The following is a 15051-nucleotide window of genomic DNA, read 5'->3' on the forward strand; positions in this document are numbered from 1 at the left end:
GCTTCGGTCACCAGGTGATGGGCAGTTCGTAGACGCCGTAGACGAGCCCGTCGTGCTTGAACGGGATCTCGTCGAGATCCACCGTCAGCGTCAAGGTGGGAATCCGGCGGTACAGGGTGCCGTAGACGACCTGCAGTTCCACCCGGGCCAGCGGCTGACCCAGGCACTGGTGCACGCCGAAGCCGAAGGCCAGGTGGTGACGGGGGTTGCGGTCCAGATCCAGCCGGTCCGGGCCGGGGAAGGCGGCCGGATCGCGGTTGGCGATGTCGTTGGCGAGGATGACGCCTTCGCCGGCGCGGATGGTCACCCCGTCGATCGCGATGTCCTCCAGGGCCACGCGGCGTCGGCCGCTGTGCACGATGGTCAGGTAGCGCAGGAGTTCCTCAACCGCCGAGGCGATCACCTTCGGATCGTCACTCTCCCGCAACTGGGCCAGCTGGTACGGGTGTTGCAGTAGGGCCAGGGTGCCCAGCGCGATCATGTTCGCCGTCGTCTCGTGCCCGGCGACCAGCAACAGCATCCCCATGTTGGCCGCTTCGCGCAGGGAGAGCTCACCGGCATCAACCCGCTCGGCCAGTGTGGAGAGCAGGTCGCCCGCGGGGTGGGCCAGTCTGTCGCCAATTAGCCGCTCCAGATAGTCCACCAGCCGCTGGGTGGCCTCCCGCGCCTGCTCCCGCGTTGTGGTGCTCCTGATCAGGGTCTTGCTGTTGGACTGGAAGAAGTCATGGTCGGCGTACGGGACGCCGAGCAGCTCGCAGATGACCAGTGAGGGCACCGGCAGCGCCAACGCCTGGACCAGGTCCACCGGCTTCGGTCCGGCCAGCAGCTTGTCGATCAGGTCGTCCACGATCTTCTGGATGGCCGGCCGGAGCGCCTCCACCCGCTTGATGGAAAACGTCGCGGTGACCATCCGACGCAGCCGGGCGTGCTCCGGATCGTCCATGGCGAGGAAGGTCCGCGACTGCTTCCGGCGCTCCGCCGCGCCCGCGGACTGATGGGGGTAGTGCGGGTGGGTGCTGTCCGCGCTGATCCGCGGATCTGCCAGCAGCGCCCGTACGTCCTCGTACCGGGTGACCACCCATGGGGTGCTGCCGTTCCACAGCCGGGCCCTGCCGATCGGGGTCTGGCCCTGCAGGGTGCGCAGGGTCGGCGGTGGGTCGAACGGGCAGGCGGCGGCCCGGGGCATGGGGTAGGCCGGTAGCTCAGCGGAGGGTGCGTCGGTGCCGGGTGCTGAGATGGTGCTCATGTTCTCTGCCCCTTTCGGAAGTCCGTTGCCATATGGGGCAGGCGGGGACCGGGACCCGGCTCGCGGGGGCGCGGCCAGGGCAGCGGAGCAGGTCCGGCCTGCAGGAGAGACGCACCGAAAAGCACGGCGTGGGTCAGTGGGCTGGCCCGCCGCCTGGTACGCGGGGCCGCGCGGTGGCCTGGGTCATCCGATGGATGACGGGCAGGGCCGTCCGCATGGCCTCGCCCAGCGCTTGCAGGTCCTCGGCGGGCAGCGTGCCCAGCAGCTCGGCAAGACGGGCGTGTGCGCTCCGGTGGCGCTCGGCCAGCACCTCCCGCCCCGCGTCCGTGATGGCGACGAGGCAGACCCGTCCGTCCTGGGGATCACCCACCCGTGTTGCCAGGCCCTGGCGCTCCAGTCGCTGCACCAACTGGGTCATCGACGGCTGGGTGACGCCTTCCGCCGCGGCCAGCGCGGTCAGCCGGATCGGACCTGCCTGCTCCAGCCGTCTGAGCGTCGAGGCGGTGGTCAGGCTCATGCCCTGCCGGTCCGAGAGGTGCCTGATCATCACGGTGGTCACGTCGAACAGCGCCGCTGCCGTCTCCCGGCAGCTCTCTTCGGGCGTTTCTTCCATATTCGAGTTGTATCACTGGCCTATATAGGGTGTCTATGGTTTGCGTGATCCGTATGCGGCCACGACAAGTCACGCGCCGCCTTCCGCTGGGTCGCATCGTGGGCTGACCCGGTCACGAAGCGGGGGCGGGCTGGGCGCGTCGCCCTTCCCGCCCCCGCGCCGTCCGTGCGACGGTCGGCCACCGACCCGCCGGGTCAGTGGCGCAGCGCGCTGTTGCTGGTCGTGACGTGGACGTAGTCCACGACCAGCGACTGCGGGAACTGGGTGCTGCCGTTGGGGTCACCGGGCCAGTAGCCGCCGACGGCGAGGTTCATGATGAGGTAGAAGGGGTGGTCGAAGACCCACTTGTTACCGTGGGTGTCGGCCGGGGTGCGGGTCTCGTAGGCGTGGCCGTCGACCGAGAAGGTCACGGCGCGCGGCGACCAGTCGACGGCGAAGGTGTGGAAGCCGTCCGCGAACGCCTGCCCTCCGGGCAGGGTGTAGCCGGCGCCCAGGCCGCCGGAGCCCGAGTAGCCGGGGCCGTGCAGGGTGCCGTGTACCGTGCCGGGTTCGAAGCCGACGTTCTCCATGACGTCGATCTCGCCGCAGGCGGGCCAGCCCACCTTGCCGATGTCGCTGCCGAGCATCCAGAACGCCGGCCACATGCCCTGGCCGCGGGGGATCTTCATACGTGTCTCGAAGTGCCCGTACGCCTGGGTGAAGGTCTGCGCGGTGGAGAGCCGGGCCGAGGTGTACTGACAACTGCCGTACCAGCACCGGTAACCGGCCGGATTCTCCTTGCGGGCGGTGATGACCAGATGGCCGTTGCCGTCCAGTGCGGCGTTGGCGGTCCCGGAGGTGTAGTACTCCCGCTCGTGGTTGTTGACGTTGTCGCCGGTCTCGTAACGCCACTTGCCGCCGTCGACCGCGCTGCCCGCCGGGCCGTTGAAGTCGTCGGAGAAGGTGGTGACGGCGGCGGGCCGGTGGGAAGCCGGGCTGCCGTTGGCCGGAGCCGTGGCCGCCAACGTCCAGCCCGCCGTGAGCAGGAGGGCCGCGGCGAGGGCGGCGCGGGTGCGCCGGCGGTTCCCTATTCGGGTACGCGCACGGGCGGGTTGTGGGGGGATGGTTGAGGGCATCGTGTTCACCTCGTCGAATGTGTCGTTGGGGGGATCAGGGGGCGATCACGCCGAGGGGAGTTTCCACTGCTGGTTGGCGGCTCCGGTGCAGTCCCAGATCTGTAGCCGGGTGCCGTTGGCCGAGCTGGGACCGGTGGCGTCGAGACAGCGATTCGACTGCGGATTGACCAGCGTTGCGCCGGAGCCCGAACGCCAGAGCTGTGCTCCGGTGCCGTTGCAGTCGTAGAGCTGGGCCTGGGTGCCGTTGGCCGTTCCGCCGGAGGTGAGGTCCAGGCACTTGCCCAGGGCGCGCAGGGTGCCGTCAGCGGCGACGGTCCAGGTCTGGGCGGCGGTGCCGTTGCAGTCGTAGAGCTGCACGGCCGCGCCGTTGGCCGAGTTGGCGCCCGCGACGTCCACGCACTTGCCGCCGTACCCGCTGATCGCTCCCGTCGGGCTTCCGCCGGAGTTCTGCGTGCCGTTCCAGGTGAACGTGGCCGAAGTGTGCGCGGGCAGCGTGTAAGTGAAGGTTTGGCCACCCCAGTTGACGGTGAGCGGCTGGTCCGAGCCGCCGCCGTTGTAGGCGATCAGGGCCTTCGACCCGTCCGGGTTGAGCCACGCCACGTTGGGAATGGCGCTGTTGGCCGTCGAGTCGATCCGGTAGGCGCCCGGCCGTACGAACTTGGTGAGCTGGCCCATGTCGTAGTACTCGACCGTGTAGTCCACCTGACCGCTGCGGCCGTCGCCGTTGTGCACGGTGATCAGCCCCGTGCAGGTGCCGCAACCGCCGTTGTGCGGGCCCATGTTCTGGTCCACGGCGAGCGACCACTTCACCACCGACTTACCCCAGTTGCGGGTGTAGTCGATGATGTTGTTCATGTCCTCCTGCTGCTGGTTGCCGATCCAGGTGCCGCCGGAGTGCTCGGTGTCGTAGGCGTCGAGGTTCGGGTACTGGTTGTGCACCGTGGTCTGTTCGGTGACGTCGCCGCCGTAGCCGTGCCAGGCCACACCGCCGAACAGCGGGTCGTTGCGGATCGAGGCGTCGTCCACGGTCGGGGCGCCGTAGGAGCCGTAGGTGTCCCAGTTCCAGTCGAGGGCCAGGACCTTGGTCGACAGTCCCGCCGCGTGCAGCGCGGGCAGCAGGTCGGTTCCGGTGAAGTAGTGCAGCCCGGAGCCGTTCCACTGCATGGAGGGGTAACCGGAGCAGCAGGTCGGCTCGTTCTGCGGGGTCACATAGTCGATGTGCACGCCCTGGGCCTGGTAGGCCTGGATGTACTTAACGAAGTACTGCGCGTAGGCGGCGTAGTACTGGGACTGCAACCAACCCTGGTCCATCGCTCCGTTGTCCTTCATCCACGCCGGAGCGGTCCACGGTGTGCCCAGGACCTTCAGGTCCGGATTGAGCTGCTCGGCCTGCTTGGTCAGCGGCAGCACGTCGGCCAGGTCGTGGGCGATGGAGAAGTGCGCCAGATTCGGGTCGCTCTGCCCGGCGGGCATGTCGTCGAAGGTGTAGTCGTTCCGGGCCAGGTCCGAGGCGCCGATGGGGTTGCGCAGGAAGTCCAGCCCGATACCGGCCTTCGGGTCGAACAGCTTCCCCATCACCGCGTCGCGGGTCGACGGGGTCAGGGCGCCGCTGCTGTTCATCAGCCAGGCGGCCGTGTCGGTGAACGAGGCGCCGCCTCCGCTGAACTGCTGGTAGCGGCTGTTCTCGTTGACGGCCACGGTCTGACCGGTGCTGCCCGTGCCGGGGGCGAACGCGAGGGGGCTCTGCTGCTCCAGACCACGCGTCACATGGCGGCCGCCGGAGTCGTCGGTGGTGGTCAGCCATACGTTGACTGGTTCGCCCACCGCGTGCGCGGTGCCGGGGCTGGCTATGAGGAATCCGGCTACGGCCAGCGCCGCGGAGGTGAGACCGGCGATCCATCTGTGGCGCCGACCAGGGCCGCGCCGGCGGTGGGGGGAGACGGCCCGGGATGGCGCAGGCGGAAGAGGGCCTGGGGTGGGTGACATGGGGGGTCCCTTGGGGTCGGGCTGGTTTTCCGACTTATTTCGCGGCGTGATTTAACTCGTGAACTGATGAGGCGTCAAGGGATGTGGCCTTCTTCAAGAACTGAAGACCTGAGGGCGTGCCCGGGACGCGGAACTCGGGGAGGACTGGGTGGGCGCCCCACCGTGCGGGCGGGTGGTGTCGTCGCTGTGACCCGTCTCGGCCCTGCGGGTGCCGACAAATGTGTCCGCGCGGCCACGCGGTCATGTGCGTGTGCGGGGGAAGCCCGCGGCAACTGGTGGGTCATGGGATTTGGCGACCGGCCACGACCGCGTGATCACCATGCCGGTCGAGCGCGCCGAACTGCCGCGCGATCTCGGCTGACCTTGCCAGGGCGCACCGTCCGGCCGTCCAAAACCGGCAGCACTGCGGCCCTGTAAACGCCAGATGGACATGGAAGTCGTTTTCAATTAGCCTCAGAGTGTGACCGGCCGCAAAGTCTCCAGTGGGGTGATCTGTCGTGGATGGCCGCACGCCCGCCAGGCCGCCACGTGGGCACGGACCGGAGCGCGTGACCTGGCAGCGGGCTGCGGTGCTGCGAGTGCTCGGAGGGTGTCAGGACTTCGTCTCCGCCCAGGAGTTGCACGCACTCCTGGAGGCAGCAGGGCGAGGGGTCGGGCTGACCACCGTCTACCGCGCCCTGCGGGCGTTGGCGGCGACCGGTCGTGTCGACGTCGTGCGCGACGACGCGGGCGAGCGGCTCTACCGGCGGCGCGTCGCGGATGGTCATCGCCATTACCTGATGTGCCGCTGCTGCGGGCGTAGTCAGCCGGTGGCCGCCGAGGTGGTGGAGGAGTGGGCCGAGCGGGTCGGGAGGGACGCGGGGTTCGCCGCGGTCCAGCACACGGTCGAGCTCACCGGGATCTGCGCCCTCTGTGTGCCCAACGCCGACGAAGGAGAACCACCATGCCGCTCGGGGCCCGCCCGCCACGGGGAACACCGCACTCACTCGAACTGAAGGAAACCGTACGGCGCCTGCTCGGCCTCGACGACGACACCGCCGTCGTGATCCGGCAACTCGCCTGCACCGAGCCGGGCTGCCCGCCGTTGGAAACGGTCATCGCCGTGCTGCCCATGGACGGCCCGGCGCGCCGTTGGACCCTGCACCGACCCACCGACCAGATCACCGAGGACGACCTGCGCCCGTTGCTCGCCAGCGGCCCAGAAGGAGCCTGACCCCCATGACACAAGCCACAGCGGCGGCCGTTGACGGCCGCGTCCCGGTCACCGTGCTGACGGGATTCCTCGGCTCTGGCAAGACCACGCTGCTCAACCGGATCCTGACCGAGCAGCATGGTCTGCGGATCGCCGTCATCGAGAACGAGTTCGGCGAGGTCGGCATCGACGACGCCCTTGTGCTCGACGCCGAAGAAGAGATCTTCGAGATGAACAACGGCTGCATCTGCTGCACCGTACGCGGCGACCTCATCCGGATCCTGGGCGCGTTGATGCGGCGCCGGGAGAAGTTCGACCACATCCTGATCGAGACCACCGGGCTGGCCGACCCGGCCCCCGTCGCCCAGACCTTCTTCATGGACGACGAGATCGCCGCCCAGCTACGGCTGGACGCCATCGTCACCCTCGTCGACTCCGCCCACGTCCTCCAGCACCTGGACGAAGTCAAACCGGAGGGTGTGGAGAACGAGGCGGTCGAGCAGATCGCCTTCGCCGACCGGGTGGTGCTCAACAAGACCGACCTGGCGGACGAGGCCACCGTGAGCGAGGTCATCTCCCGGATCCGGGCCATCAACGCCTCCGTCCAGATCATCCCGGCCGAGCACGCCAAGGTGGACCTCCAACAGGTCATGGACGTCGGCGCGTTCGACCTGGACCGGGTGCTCAAGGACGACCCGCAGTTCCTGACCGAGACCGAGCACCAGCACGACAGCACGGTCACATCCGTCGGCATCGACCTGCCCGGTGAACTCGACGAGGACCGGCTCAACCGGTGGCTGGGCAACCTGCTGCGCACCAAGGGGGCCGACATCTTCCGGTCCAAGGGCATCCTCGCCATCGCGGGCGCGCCCAAGCAGTACGTGTTCCAGGGGGTACACATGCTGCTGGACGGCGAGTTCGGCCGCGACTGGGACGATCGTGAACCCCGCGGCAACAAGCTGGTGTTCATCGGCCGCAACCTCGACCGCACCGCCCTGGAACGCGACTTCGCCGCCTGTCTGGCCACCACGGGAGCCACCGCGTGAGCAACAACAGCAGCACCACCGCTCCCGACGCCGACGTGTCCACGGTCTGGCACACCACGATCGACGACGCCCCGGTCGCCCTCAGCGCCCAGGATGACCTGGTGGCCGTCGCCGGTGCGGAGGGCATGGTCAGCGTACTGGACACCGCCACCGGTACTCGGATCGACGCCCTCGAAGTGCCCGGCGGTCTGCTTCACCTCGAACTGGCCCCGGACGGTCGGCACTTGGCGGCCACAGGTCCCACCGGGTACGCCCTGTGGCGGCGGGAGAACGGCCAGATGGCGACCTTCCACACCGGCGCCTGGTCGTCGGTCGCACGGTGGGCCGACCGTGAACGCGTCGCCGTCGCCTCCGGCCGACGTGCCGTCGTACTCGCCGCAGACGGAAGGGAGTTGTGGCGTACGGAACCGGCCGCCAGCACGGTCACCGATCTGGCGTGGATGCGCGGCGGCCGACGGCTGGCCGTCGCCGCCTACGGCGCGGTGCGCTGCCATGAGCGGCACCAGACCGCGCCGGTAACCACCTACCCGTACATCGGATCCCACCTGGCGCTCGCCGTCGCACCCACCGAGCGGTGGATCTGCAGCGGCAACCAGGACGCCTCCATCCACATCTGGCGCACCCGCGACGGCGATGAACTCACCATGTCCGGCTACCGGGAGAAGGTCTCCCGGCTCGCCTTCGACGACACCGGATTCTGGCTCGCCGCCGACGGAGCCCCCGACGTGACCGTCTGGGACTTCTCCGGCAAGGGCCCAGCAGGCACCGCACCCCGCTCGCTGCGCTGCCACGAGTCCATCACCGCCCTCGCCTGGCGGCCCGGAGGCGGCGGCCACCTGGCCAGTGGGGGAGACGACGGCACGGTCGCCTTGTGGCGGGCAACCGCGGGACGGCCCGAAGGACGACTACGCCCGGCCCGCACCCTGGACGGGGACGCGGCGGTGGCGGCGCTGAGCTGGGTCGGACCGCATCTACTGATCGCCGCCCACCGCGACGGCACGGTACGCGCCCACCATCTGCCGTCCAGGACCGCTCTGTGAGCAGCCGCGCCGTGGTCGGCGCCGCCCGTACCCGGCCGTGCACGTTGGTCGTGTGCCGGGGCTGCTGCTGCGGCAACCCCCGCAAGCACCCCGGCACCGATCACCAGTGGCAACTGGACCGGCTGCGGGCGGCAGCCGCCGAATCAGGCGGCCGACTCAGCGTCCGAACCACCGACTGCCTCGGCCCCTGCGGTCAGGCCAACGTCATCGTGGTCCAACCCTCCGCCGAGGGACGGCGCAACGGCGGTCGAGCCACCTGGATAGGCTGGGCCCTGGACGACGACTGCACCAGCGACATCCTGCGCTGGGCCACCGACGGAGGCCCCGGCGTCACCGCTCCGCCGGCCACACTGGAACTACATTTCATCGCCGCGCCGGGCGAGGCACGGGCGCGCGGCCGTGGACGCAATCGTGCACGCCGATGAGTTGCGGGCCGAACGGCCCTCATCCGCGCCGCGAGCCGAGCACCACCACGCGTCCGCCTGCGAGCTCGCACCCCAACAGTTGGACGGCGCCACCGCCGACACCGTCGCCGCCACTCTTCAGGCCCTGGCCGCTCCCTCTCGGCTGCTGATCCTGAGCACGCTCCGCCAGGGCGCGCGCCCGGTCACCGAACTCGCCGTCGCCATCGGCATGGAGCAGTCCGCCGTCTCCCACCAACTCCGCCTGCTGCGCGCCCTCGGTCTGGTCATCAGCCGCCGTGACGGCCGACGCATCGTCTACGGGCTCCACGACGACCACGTCGCCAGGCTCCTCAACGAGGCCGTCCACCACATCGAACACCTCAAGATCGAGCACTCGAAGTCCAGCCCCACGGACAAGGGTTGAGCCCGACACCGAACGCCCGCGGCCTCCGCCGGCCGTTGGGGTCCGGCGGAGGCCGCGGGCGTTGGGACTCAGCAGTCGCGCAGTTGTGGCGACTGGTTGAGCAACTGGGCGCGCGGTGAGGTGAAGTCCTCGTACGCCTCCCGCTCCACGTCCGCACGGAAGACCGCGACGCGGTGGCAGTTCTGGAAGGCCAACCGCACCCCGAAGTGCCGCTCCAGGCTGCCCCGGATGGCATCACTGGCCAGGGCGCGCAGCAACTGGCCGCGTTCGGACTCCGTGGGCGGCGGTGTGGTGTTGTCGGCGAACGGGGCCGAGCCGCGCTCCAGTTCACCCGCCAGATCGGAGATCATCCGGTACGCGTACGGCAGCGAGGTGCGTACGGTGTCGACGAAGGCGGCTTCGTCCACCTCACCCCGCTCCGCCTGAGCAAGCAGTTCGGGGGACACATCGAGCGACATGCGATTCCTATCGTGTTCGGTTGTTTGCGGGAGTGTTCAGTGGGTTGCGATCTGCGCCCACAGGGCGTCCGGGCCGTGCGTGAAGGCGGGGTCGATCTGGGCGGCGAGGTTCTCGCCGGTGGCGCTGTTCGCCCAGGCCGCCGCGTTCTTGCGGTGGAAGGTCACGGCGTGCGCCTGGAAGGTGGCCCAGTCCTTCGGCCGGGCGTCGACGGCCGCGTGCAGCCGCTCCAGTGCGGCCCGGTTGACCGACTCCAGCTCATCCAGCGATCCGTGGCGCTTCCCCTGCTCCTGTGCGCGTACGTACGGCGAGTGCTCCAGACACGCCAGCAGGTCGTCGCCGACGTGGTCCTGGAGGAAGGCAACGTCGTCGGGGCCGGTGACCTTGTTGCCGACGACGGCGAGCGCGATGCCGTATTCGGCCGCGTAGTCGCGGTACTGGCGGTACACGGAGACACCCTTGCGGGTGGGCTCGGCCACAATGAAGGTCAGGTCGAACCGGGTGAACAAGCCGGAGGCGAACGAGTCCGCGCCCGCCGTCATGTCGACCACCACGTACTCGCCGTCCAAGTCCACCAGGTGGTTGAGATACAGCTCCACCGCGCCGACCTTGGAGTGGTAGCAGGCCACCCCCAGGTCCTCTTCCGCGAACGCGCCCGCCGCCAGCAACCGCACGCCCGCCACCTCGCGGGCCAGCGTGCCGTGGATCGGGTCGTCCCCGCCGACCCGCAGTAGCCGGGAGCCACGTCCGGGCGGCGTCGTCTTCACCATCGAGGCGGCCGAGCCGATCAGTGGGTTGGTCCCGCGCAGATACTCCTTCATCTCGGCCAGTCGGCCGCCCATGGCGGGCAGCCGCGCCGCTTCGTCCTCACTCAGTCCCAGCGCCACCCCCAGGTGCTGGTTGATGTCGGCGTCCACGGCGACCACCGTGCCCCCTAAGGCCGCCAGTTGCCGGGCGAAGAGCGCTGACAGGGTGGTCTTGCCACTGCCGCCCTTGCCCACGAAGGCAATCTTCATGTTCCCGAAGCCTTAATCGATTATGAAAACCATTTCCAGGCCTAGCCTCGGGCAGAACCACCGCACACGTCAAGTACCGCCTGCCCCTGGACGGTTGGCATGCGCCAAACGGGCGGCACGGGGGTGGTGACGGGCACCGTGAAAACGCCCCTTACAGTGGCGCGTCGCAGCCGCAAGCGTTCCGGCCCCGCGCACCGGTTACCGGTGGAGCGCACACAGCTGGGCGGTGCGCGTCTGGCGGCATCCCGCTCCGGAGCGCACCCTGGGACGGCTGCGCCCGATCCGTTGGAAGGACGTTGTTCGCGTGTACGCATCGCCGGTGCTGCGGAGCCTGCGGGCTGCCGTGTTCGCCGCGCTGTGCGTGACGCTGGCGGCGGCCGGACACAGCCTCGCGTGCCATCAGGCACCCGCGATGCGGGCCGATGGTGTCGGATTCGTGGCGGTCTTCGCACTGGGCTACCTGCTAGGTGGCCGAGAGCGGTCCTTGGCAGGGATCGGCAGCGCCATGGGCGTGGTGCAGGTCGGGCTTCATCTGCTGTTCGAGGCCGCTCCCATGCACGCCGGGTCCTCCATGGCGAGCATGCCGGGCATGTCCGTGCCCGGCATGGCGATGGTGCCGCAGCACGGTGAGGGCGGTGGAGCGATCGCGGCGCATGCCGTGGCGGCGCTGGCGGCCTCGTGGTGGCTGCGTCGCGGCGAGGCCGCCGTGTGGTCGCTCCTCCGCCAGGTGGCTGCCCTGGTTCCGGGGTTCGTGGCCTGGTGGCGCGCCAGCGGGGTGGTGCCGGAAGACTCGTCCGACACGCGGGTACGGCAGCGCGATGCGCGGGAGAGGTGGACGCCGCAGGTCCTGTTGCGTCATGCGGTGATACGCCGGGGACCACCCGCGGCAGGGCCTGTTCCGGCCCCGTCCATGTGAGCCGTCCCAGTACGGCCCCGCACCGCTGCTGATCTTCAGCGGGGTGCCCCTCTCACCGCTTCACCGGCGGATCGTGATGTCCGCCGGTCGACCCTGCACGGAGTCTTCGCATGTCTGCGACCCCTGTACGTTCCATCTCCCGGCGCGGCCTGCGCCGCGTGGCCGTGGTCGGCGCGCTGGCCACCACCGGTGTGCTCGCGAGCGCCGGTGCGGCTTTCGCCCACGTCACCATCCACCCCGACAGCTACCCGAAGGGCGCCTCCGACGGCACCTTGACCTTCCGGGTGCCGAACGAGGAGGACAACGCCAGTACCACCAAGGTCGACATCACCTTCCCCGCCGACCACCCGATCCCCTCCGTCCTTGTCACGCCGGTCGCGGGCTGGACGGCCCAGGTGAAGACCGTCCAGCTGAGGACCCCGATCAAGACTGACGACGGAAACATCACCGACGCCGTCTCTGAGGTCATCTGGACCGGCGGCAAGATCGACCCCGGCAACTACCAGGACTTCACCGTCGCCTTCGGTCAACTGCCGACCGATACGAACCAGTTGGTCTTCAAGGCACTGCAGACCTACTCCGACGGCAAGATCGTCCGCTGGATCGAGGAGCAGCAGCCCGGCCAGCCCCAGCCGGACAACCCCGCCCCGACGCTGACGTTGACCGCAGCGACCCCCGACTCCGACGCGTCGAGCGCCGCGCCGAAGGCTTCCACGACGGCGTCTGCGAAGGCCAGCGACTCCACCGCCCGCATCCTCGGCATCGCCGGGCTCGTCGTCGGCCTCCTCGGCCTGGTAGCGGGCGGCCTCGGCCTGGCCCGCGCCCGCGCCGCACGGCAGTAGCCACACCTGATAGCTGGGCCCCGACCGGACGACGGTCGGGGCCCTGGTCTCCCACGGCTCCCTGTCGCCACTACGCGGCCCGGACGTATTCCTCAGTGGGAGCGGTTCTTCTGTGGGGCCAGCGGGGCTGGGAGCCATCGACCGCCGCCCGCGTGCGAGTGGTGGAACTACCCTGGCGGATAAGGGAGTTGACGCGGCGGCTGGAGTTCACGGGGGAGTGGTGGTCGCGTGCACACCCGGGGGACACGTGTCGGGCGGAAAGTTCGCCCCGGTAAGTTGCCCGCGTTCGAGGCCCTTGATCGCGGTCAGGAAGTGCCTGACCGCTCGCGTGCGGCCCTGCGCGTTGAGTCGAAGCCGCCGCAGGGCTTGGGACAGTTGGGTGGGGCCTGAGTGGCATCTTCGTCGGTTGCGGACGACAAGCCCAGTGCTTGAATGCCCAATCAAACAAGGCAAACCGGGATCGCCCTCAAGCCCGATGGGTGGCCACCGCCTCGTACCATGAAGGTGTCCGATATGCCGGAAAGTCGTCTAGTGACAGCGCAACCCGCGCACCCGTAACGGACCGCCCGCCCGGGGTGATGCGTGCGGAGTGGGCGGCTGGGGGCATGCGTCCGCGCGTAAGTGTGTACCGGCCACTGAGAACGGCGATGCTCCCGAGACCCATCCGTTCGCCGTGTGGGCGGAGAAAGGGACACTCATGGTGGATACAGGGTTTACGTCCTTCAACGTCACCGTCGACAAGACGAACAGACTGCTGCGCGAGATCGAAGAGGCCTACGGGTGGCCGAAGGAAAAGCGCAAGCAGTCCCACGCCGCCCTGCGTGCAACGCTGCACGCCCTGCGCGACCGGCTCACGGTCGAAGAGGCTGCTCAGCTCGGTGCGCAGCTGCCGATGCTCGTCCGCGGCATCTATTACGACGGCTGGGATCCGAGCCGGGCGCCGGTGAAGATGGGCAAGGACGAGTTCCTGGACCGGGTGCGCGCGGAACCCCTACCAGGCCGAGGTCGGGATCGACGACGTGGTCCGGACGGTCCTGCAGGCGCTCAAGGCGCACGTGTCCGAAGGCGAATGGCGGGACGTCAAATCAATTCTCCCCCAGGACCTTGAGAAGCTGCTGCCGTAGAGCGTCATCGTGCAAGGCCGTTCCCGTTGCCCAGGGATCGGCCGCCGACGCAGCGGGCACGGTCAGTGCGGCGGCCGAGGACCGGGGTCGCGGCAGACGCGGGTGAAGTCGCGGGGGCGGAACTTCCCACTCTTCAGATGCCTCTCGATGTCTTCGAGGCTGTGCCCGGCGAACTCCGGCATCCGACGCCATACGAACAGCCACGCGGCGACGTTGAACATCCCGTAGATCCAGAACACCTGACCCACACCGAAGGTGCTGATCATCGTCAGCAGGGTCAGCGTGATCAGCAGGTTCGTGCCCCACAGTGTGGCCGCCTGCACGCTCGTCGCGGCGGCACGCACCGCCAGCGGGTAGATCTCGGAGCCGGTCAGCCAGCCCATCAGCTGGAGGCCGCCGGCGTTGAAGAACATGAAGGCCAGCAGGCAGGCGACGATGGATGGGACGTAGTCGCGGGTGGCGTGGCCGGTGACGAAGAAGGCGCCGAGGGCGAACAGGCTGAGCGCCGCACCAGGCACCATCACCAGGGTCAGCCGACGGCGCCCTACCCTGTCGACGATCACCAGACCGACCACCATCATCACCAGGTAGGTCACGCCCAGCGCCACGCTGACCCAAAGCGCGGTCGTCTTGGAGAAGCCGTTGTCGGTCAGGATGGTCGGCGCGTAGTAGATGATCATCTCGATGCCGGACAGCTGCGTGAAGGCAGCGATGCCGCAGCCGACCACCAAGGCCGGGCGCACCCATGGCTGCCGCAGCCCTCCCCACCCGCGGTGGCGCCTGCTGGTCCGCTGCTGGCGCTCCTCCAGGGCGACGATCTCCTCAAGCTCCGCGGAGATGTCGTAGCCGTCGGGGCGTAGGCCCCCAAGCACCTTTTGGGCCTCGTCCACGCGGCCGCGGCCGTACTTGAGGAGCAGCCACCGCGGGCTCTCGGGCAGGCGGAGCTGCAAGATCAGCATCAGCAGTGCCGGTACGGCGGCCGCGCCGATCGCCTCACGCCACGACACGGTCTGGCTTGCGCCCACGAGCGTCGCGATGACGATGCCGACGCCGATGGCGAGCTGGAAGCAGAGCACGAGTCGTCCGCGGATCGCCTTGGGCGCCAGCTCGGCGACGTACATGGGCACGGTCTGGGTCGCGCCGCCGACGGCGAACCCGAGCACCACCCGGGCCAGGGCCAGGCTGACCGCGGTGGGGGCGAGCGAGCTGGACACGCTGCCGATCATGAACACCACGCAGATCAGGAGGATCGTGCGGTGCCGTCCGATGCGCGAGGACAGCAGGCTGCAGACGAGGGCGCCGATCACGGCGCCCAGCAGGATCGCGGCCGCGATGACCTGCTTCATGTCGTTTCCGATGTGGAACTCTTTGGAGATCTGCAGCAGTCCGCCGGAGATGATGCCCGTGTCGTAGCCGTACAGCAGTCCGCTGATCGCGGATACCACGGCCGCCATCAGCATGCGCCCGTTGAGGGCCCTGGTCGATGGCGCCTTGTCCGTGGTGAGGGTCATGGTTCCTCCAGGGCGGTGGAACGCCCCTCATCCATCCTCGCACCGGGGACGGGGCCCTCATCGCCGCAGGTGAACGCAGGGTGACCATGGCCGTCGGTGGTGGCTGGGACGCTGTCCCCA

The 15051-nt window shown here is 69.2% G+C and carries 16 protein-coding genes and 1 pseudogene; 10 read left to right on the forward strand and 7 right to left on the reverse strand.

Going from position 1 to position 15051, the window contains the following annotated elements; all coding sequences use genetic code 11:
- Positions 1–7: 7 nt before the first annotated feature.
- The 4 genes from O5O46_RS23640 to O5O46_RS23655 form a co-directional block, all read right to left on the reverse strand.
- Positions 8–1246, reverse strand: a complete 1239-nt coding sequence (locus tag O5O46_RS23640; RefSeq protein ID WP_269857560.1) for a cytochrome P450 — start codon at positions 1244–1246, stop codon at positions 8–10.
- A gap of 133 nt (positions 1247–1379) precedes the next feature.
- Positions 1380–1859 (reverse strand): MarR family winged helix-turn-helix transcriptional regulator, encoded by a 480-nt coding sequence (locus tag O5O46_RS23645; protein ID WP_269857561.1) that lies wholly within the window; start codon positions 1857–1859, stop codon positions 1380–1382.
- A gap of 194 nt (positions 1860–2053) precedes the next feature.
- Entirely contained in the window at positions 2054–2974 is a 921-nt protein-coding gene (locus O5O46_RS23650) for a glycoside hydrolase family 16 protein (RefSeq protein WP_269857562.1), read from the reverse strand.
- 45 nt (positions 2975–3019) lie between these two features.
- The gene (locus tag O5O46_RS23655; RefSeq protein ID WP_443072606.1) at positions 3020–4960 is read right to left on the reverse strand and encodes an RICIN domain-containing protein; all 1941 of its coding nucleotides are present in this window, start codon (positions 4958–4960) and stop codon (positions 3020–3022) included.
- Between the two features lie 548 nt (positions 4961–5508).
- On the opposite strand from O5O46_RS23655, the gene O5O46_RS23660 reads away from it, so the two are divergent.
- The 6 genes from O5O46_RS23660 (at position 5509) to O5O46_RS23685 (ending at position 9066) form a co-directional block, all read left to right on the forward strand.
- Positions 5509–5955, forward strand: a complete 447-nt coding sequence (locus O5O46_RS23660; protein ID WP_269857563.1) for a Fur family transcriptional regulator — start codon at positions 5509–5511, stop codon at positions 5953–5955.
- A complete protein-coding gene (locus tag O5O46_RS23665; RefSeq protein WP_269857564.1) occupies positions 5904–6173 on the forward strand; it encodes a hypothetical protein in 270 nt (89 codons plus the stop codon). The genes O5O46_RS23660 and O5O46_RS23665 overlap by 52 nt, the downstream gene beginning before the upstream one ends.
- Positions 6174–6178: 5 nt before the next feature.
- On the forward strand, positions 6179–7198 hold the full coding sequence (locus O5O46_RS23670) for a CobW family GTP-binding protein (protein ID WP_269857565.1): 1020 nt from the start codon (positions 6179–6181) through the stop codon (positions 7196–7198).
- Positions 7195–8238, forward strand: a complete 1044-nt coding sequence (locus tag O5O46_RS23675) for a WD40 repeat domain-containing protein (RefSeq protein ID WP_269857566.1) — start codon at positions 7195–7197, stop codon at positions 8236–8238. The genes O5O46_RS23670 and O5O46_RS23675 overlap by 4 nt, the downstream gene beginning before the upstream one ends.
- Positions 8235–8663: a (2Fe-2S) ferredoxin domain-containing protein gene (locus O5O46_RS23680; RefSeq protein WP_269857567.1), complete on the forward strand. Its 429-nt coding sequence runs from the start codon at positions 8235–8237 to the stop codon at positions 8661–8663. Before O5O46_RS23675 ends, O5O46_RS23680 begins: the two co-directional genes overlap by 4 nt.
- A gap of 79 nt (positions 8664–8742) precedes the next feature.
- On the forward strand, positions 8743–9066 hold the full coding sequence (locus O5O46_RS23685; RefSeq protein ID WP_269857650.1) for an ArsR/SmtB family transcription factor: 324 nt from the start codon (positions 8743–8745) through the stop codon (positions 9064–9066).
- A 68-nt stretch (positions 9067–9134) separates the two neighbouring features.
- Here O5O46_RS23685 and O5O46_RS23690 read toward each other — a convergent pair whose 3' ends face one another.
- Complete coding sequence (locus O5O46_RS23690) at positions 9135–9524, reverse strand: SCO5389 family protein (protein WP_269857568.1); 390 nt, start codon at positions 9522–9524, stop codon at positions 9135–9137.
- Positions 9525–9560: 36 nt separating this feature from the next.
- A complete protein-coding gene (locus O5O46_RS23695) occupies positions 9561–10538 on the reverse strand; it encodes an ATP-binding protein (protein ID WP_269857569.1) in 978 nt (325 codons plus the stop codon).
- Between the two features lie 304 nt (positions 10539–10842).
- Between O5O46_RS23695 and O5O46_RS23700 the strand changes: the two genes are divergently transcribed.
- The 4 genes and pseudogenes from O5O46_RS23700 to O5O46_RS23715 all read left to right on the forward strand — a co-directional run bounded on the left by O5O46_RS23700 (position 10843) and on the right by O5O46_RS23715 (position 13420).
- Positions 10843–11454, forward strand: a complete 612-nt coding sequence (locus O5O46_RS23700; RefSeq protein WP_269857570.1) for a hypothetical protein — start codon at positions 10843–10845, stop codon at positions 11452–11454.
- A 110-nt stretch (positions 11455–11564) separates the two neighbouring features.
- Positions 11565–12296, forward strand: a complete 732-nt coding sequence (locus tag O5O46_RS23705; RefSeq protein WP_269857571.1) for a YcnI family copper-binding membrane protein — start codon at positions 11565–11567, stop codon at positions 12294–12296.
- Positions 12297–12993: 697 nt separating this feature from the next.
- A pseudogene (locus tag O5O46_RS23710) lies at positions 12994–13224 on the forward strand (DUF2267 domain-containing protein); the annotation flags it as partial.
- Positions 13225–13351: 127 nt separating this feature from the next.
- Entirely contained in the window at positions 13352–13420 is a 69-nt protein-coding gene (locus tag O5O46_RS23715; RefSeq protein ID WP_269857651.1) for a hypothetical protein, read from the forward strand.
- Between the two features lie 62 nt (positions 13421–13482).
- Here the strand turns inward: O5O46_RS23715 and O5O46_RS23720 are convergent, their stop codons facing one another.
- The gene (locus tag O5O46_RS23720; protein ID WP_269857572.1) at positions 13483–14931 is read right to left on the reverse strand and encodes a sugar porter family MFS transporter; all 1449 of its coding nucleotides are present in this window, start codon (positions 14929–14931) and stop codon (positions 13483–13485) included.
- Positions 14932–15051 lie beyond the last annotated feature (120 nt).

The organism is Streptomyces sp. RPT161 (genome assembly GCF_027533845.1).
GTDB classification, from domain to species: Bacteria; Actinomycetota; Actinomycetes; order Streptomycetales; family Streptomycetaceae; genus Streptantibioticus_A; species Streptantibioticus_A silvisoli_A.

Excerpts from the sequence above, each read along its gene's own strand:
- O5O46_RS23640 (WP_269857560.1), bottom strand. The coding sequence starts at position 1,246 with ATGAGCACCATCTCAGCACCCGGCACCGACGCACCCTCCGCTGAGCTA.
- O5O46_RS23645 (WP_269857561.1), bottom strand. The coding sequence starts at position 1,859 with ATGGAAGAAACGCCCGAAGAGAGCTGCCGGGAGACGGCAGCGGCGCTG.
- O5O46_RS23650 (WP_269857562.1), bottom strand. The coding sequence starts at position 2,974 with ATGCCCTCAACCATCCCCCCACAACCCGCCCGTGCGCGTACCCGAATA.
- O5O46_RS23655 (WP_443072606.1), bottom strand. The coding sequence starts at position 4,960 with ATGTCACCCACCCCAGGCCCTCTTCCGCCTGCGCCATCCCGGGCCGTC.
- O5O46_RS23665 (WP_269857564.1), top strand. The coding sequence starts at position 5,904 with ATGCCGCTCGGGGCCCGCCCGCCACGGGGAACACCGCACTCACTCGAA.
- O5O46_RS23670 (WP_269857565.1), top strand. The coding sequence starts at position 6,179 with ATGACACAAGCCACAGCGGCGGCCGTTGACGGCCGCGTCCCGGTCACC.
- O5O46_RS23690 (WP_269857568.1), bottom strand. The coding sequence starts at position 9,524 with ATGTCGCTCGATGTGTCCCCCGAACTGCTTGCTCAGGCGGAGCGGGGT.
- O5O46_RS23695 (WP_269857569.1), bottom strand. The coding sequence starts at position 10,538 with ATGAAGATTGCCTTCGTGGGCAAGGGCGGCAGTGGCAAGACCACCCTG.
- O5O46_RS23705 (WP_269857571.1), top strand. The coding sequence starts at position 11,565 with ATGTCTGCGACCCCTGTACGTTCCATCTCCCGGCGCGGCCTGCGCCGC.
- O5O46_RS23720 (WP_269857572.1), bottom strand. The coding sequence starts at position 14,931 with ATGACCCTCACCACGGACAAGGCGCCATCGACCAGGGCCCTCAACGGG.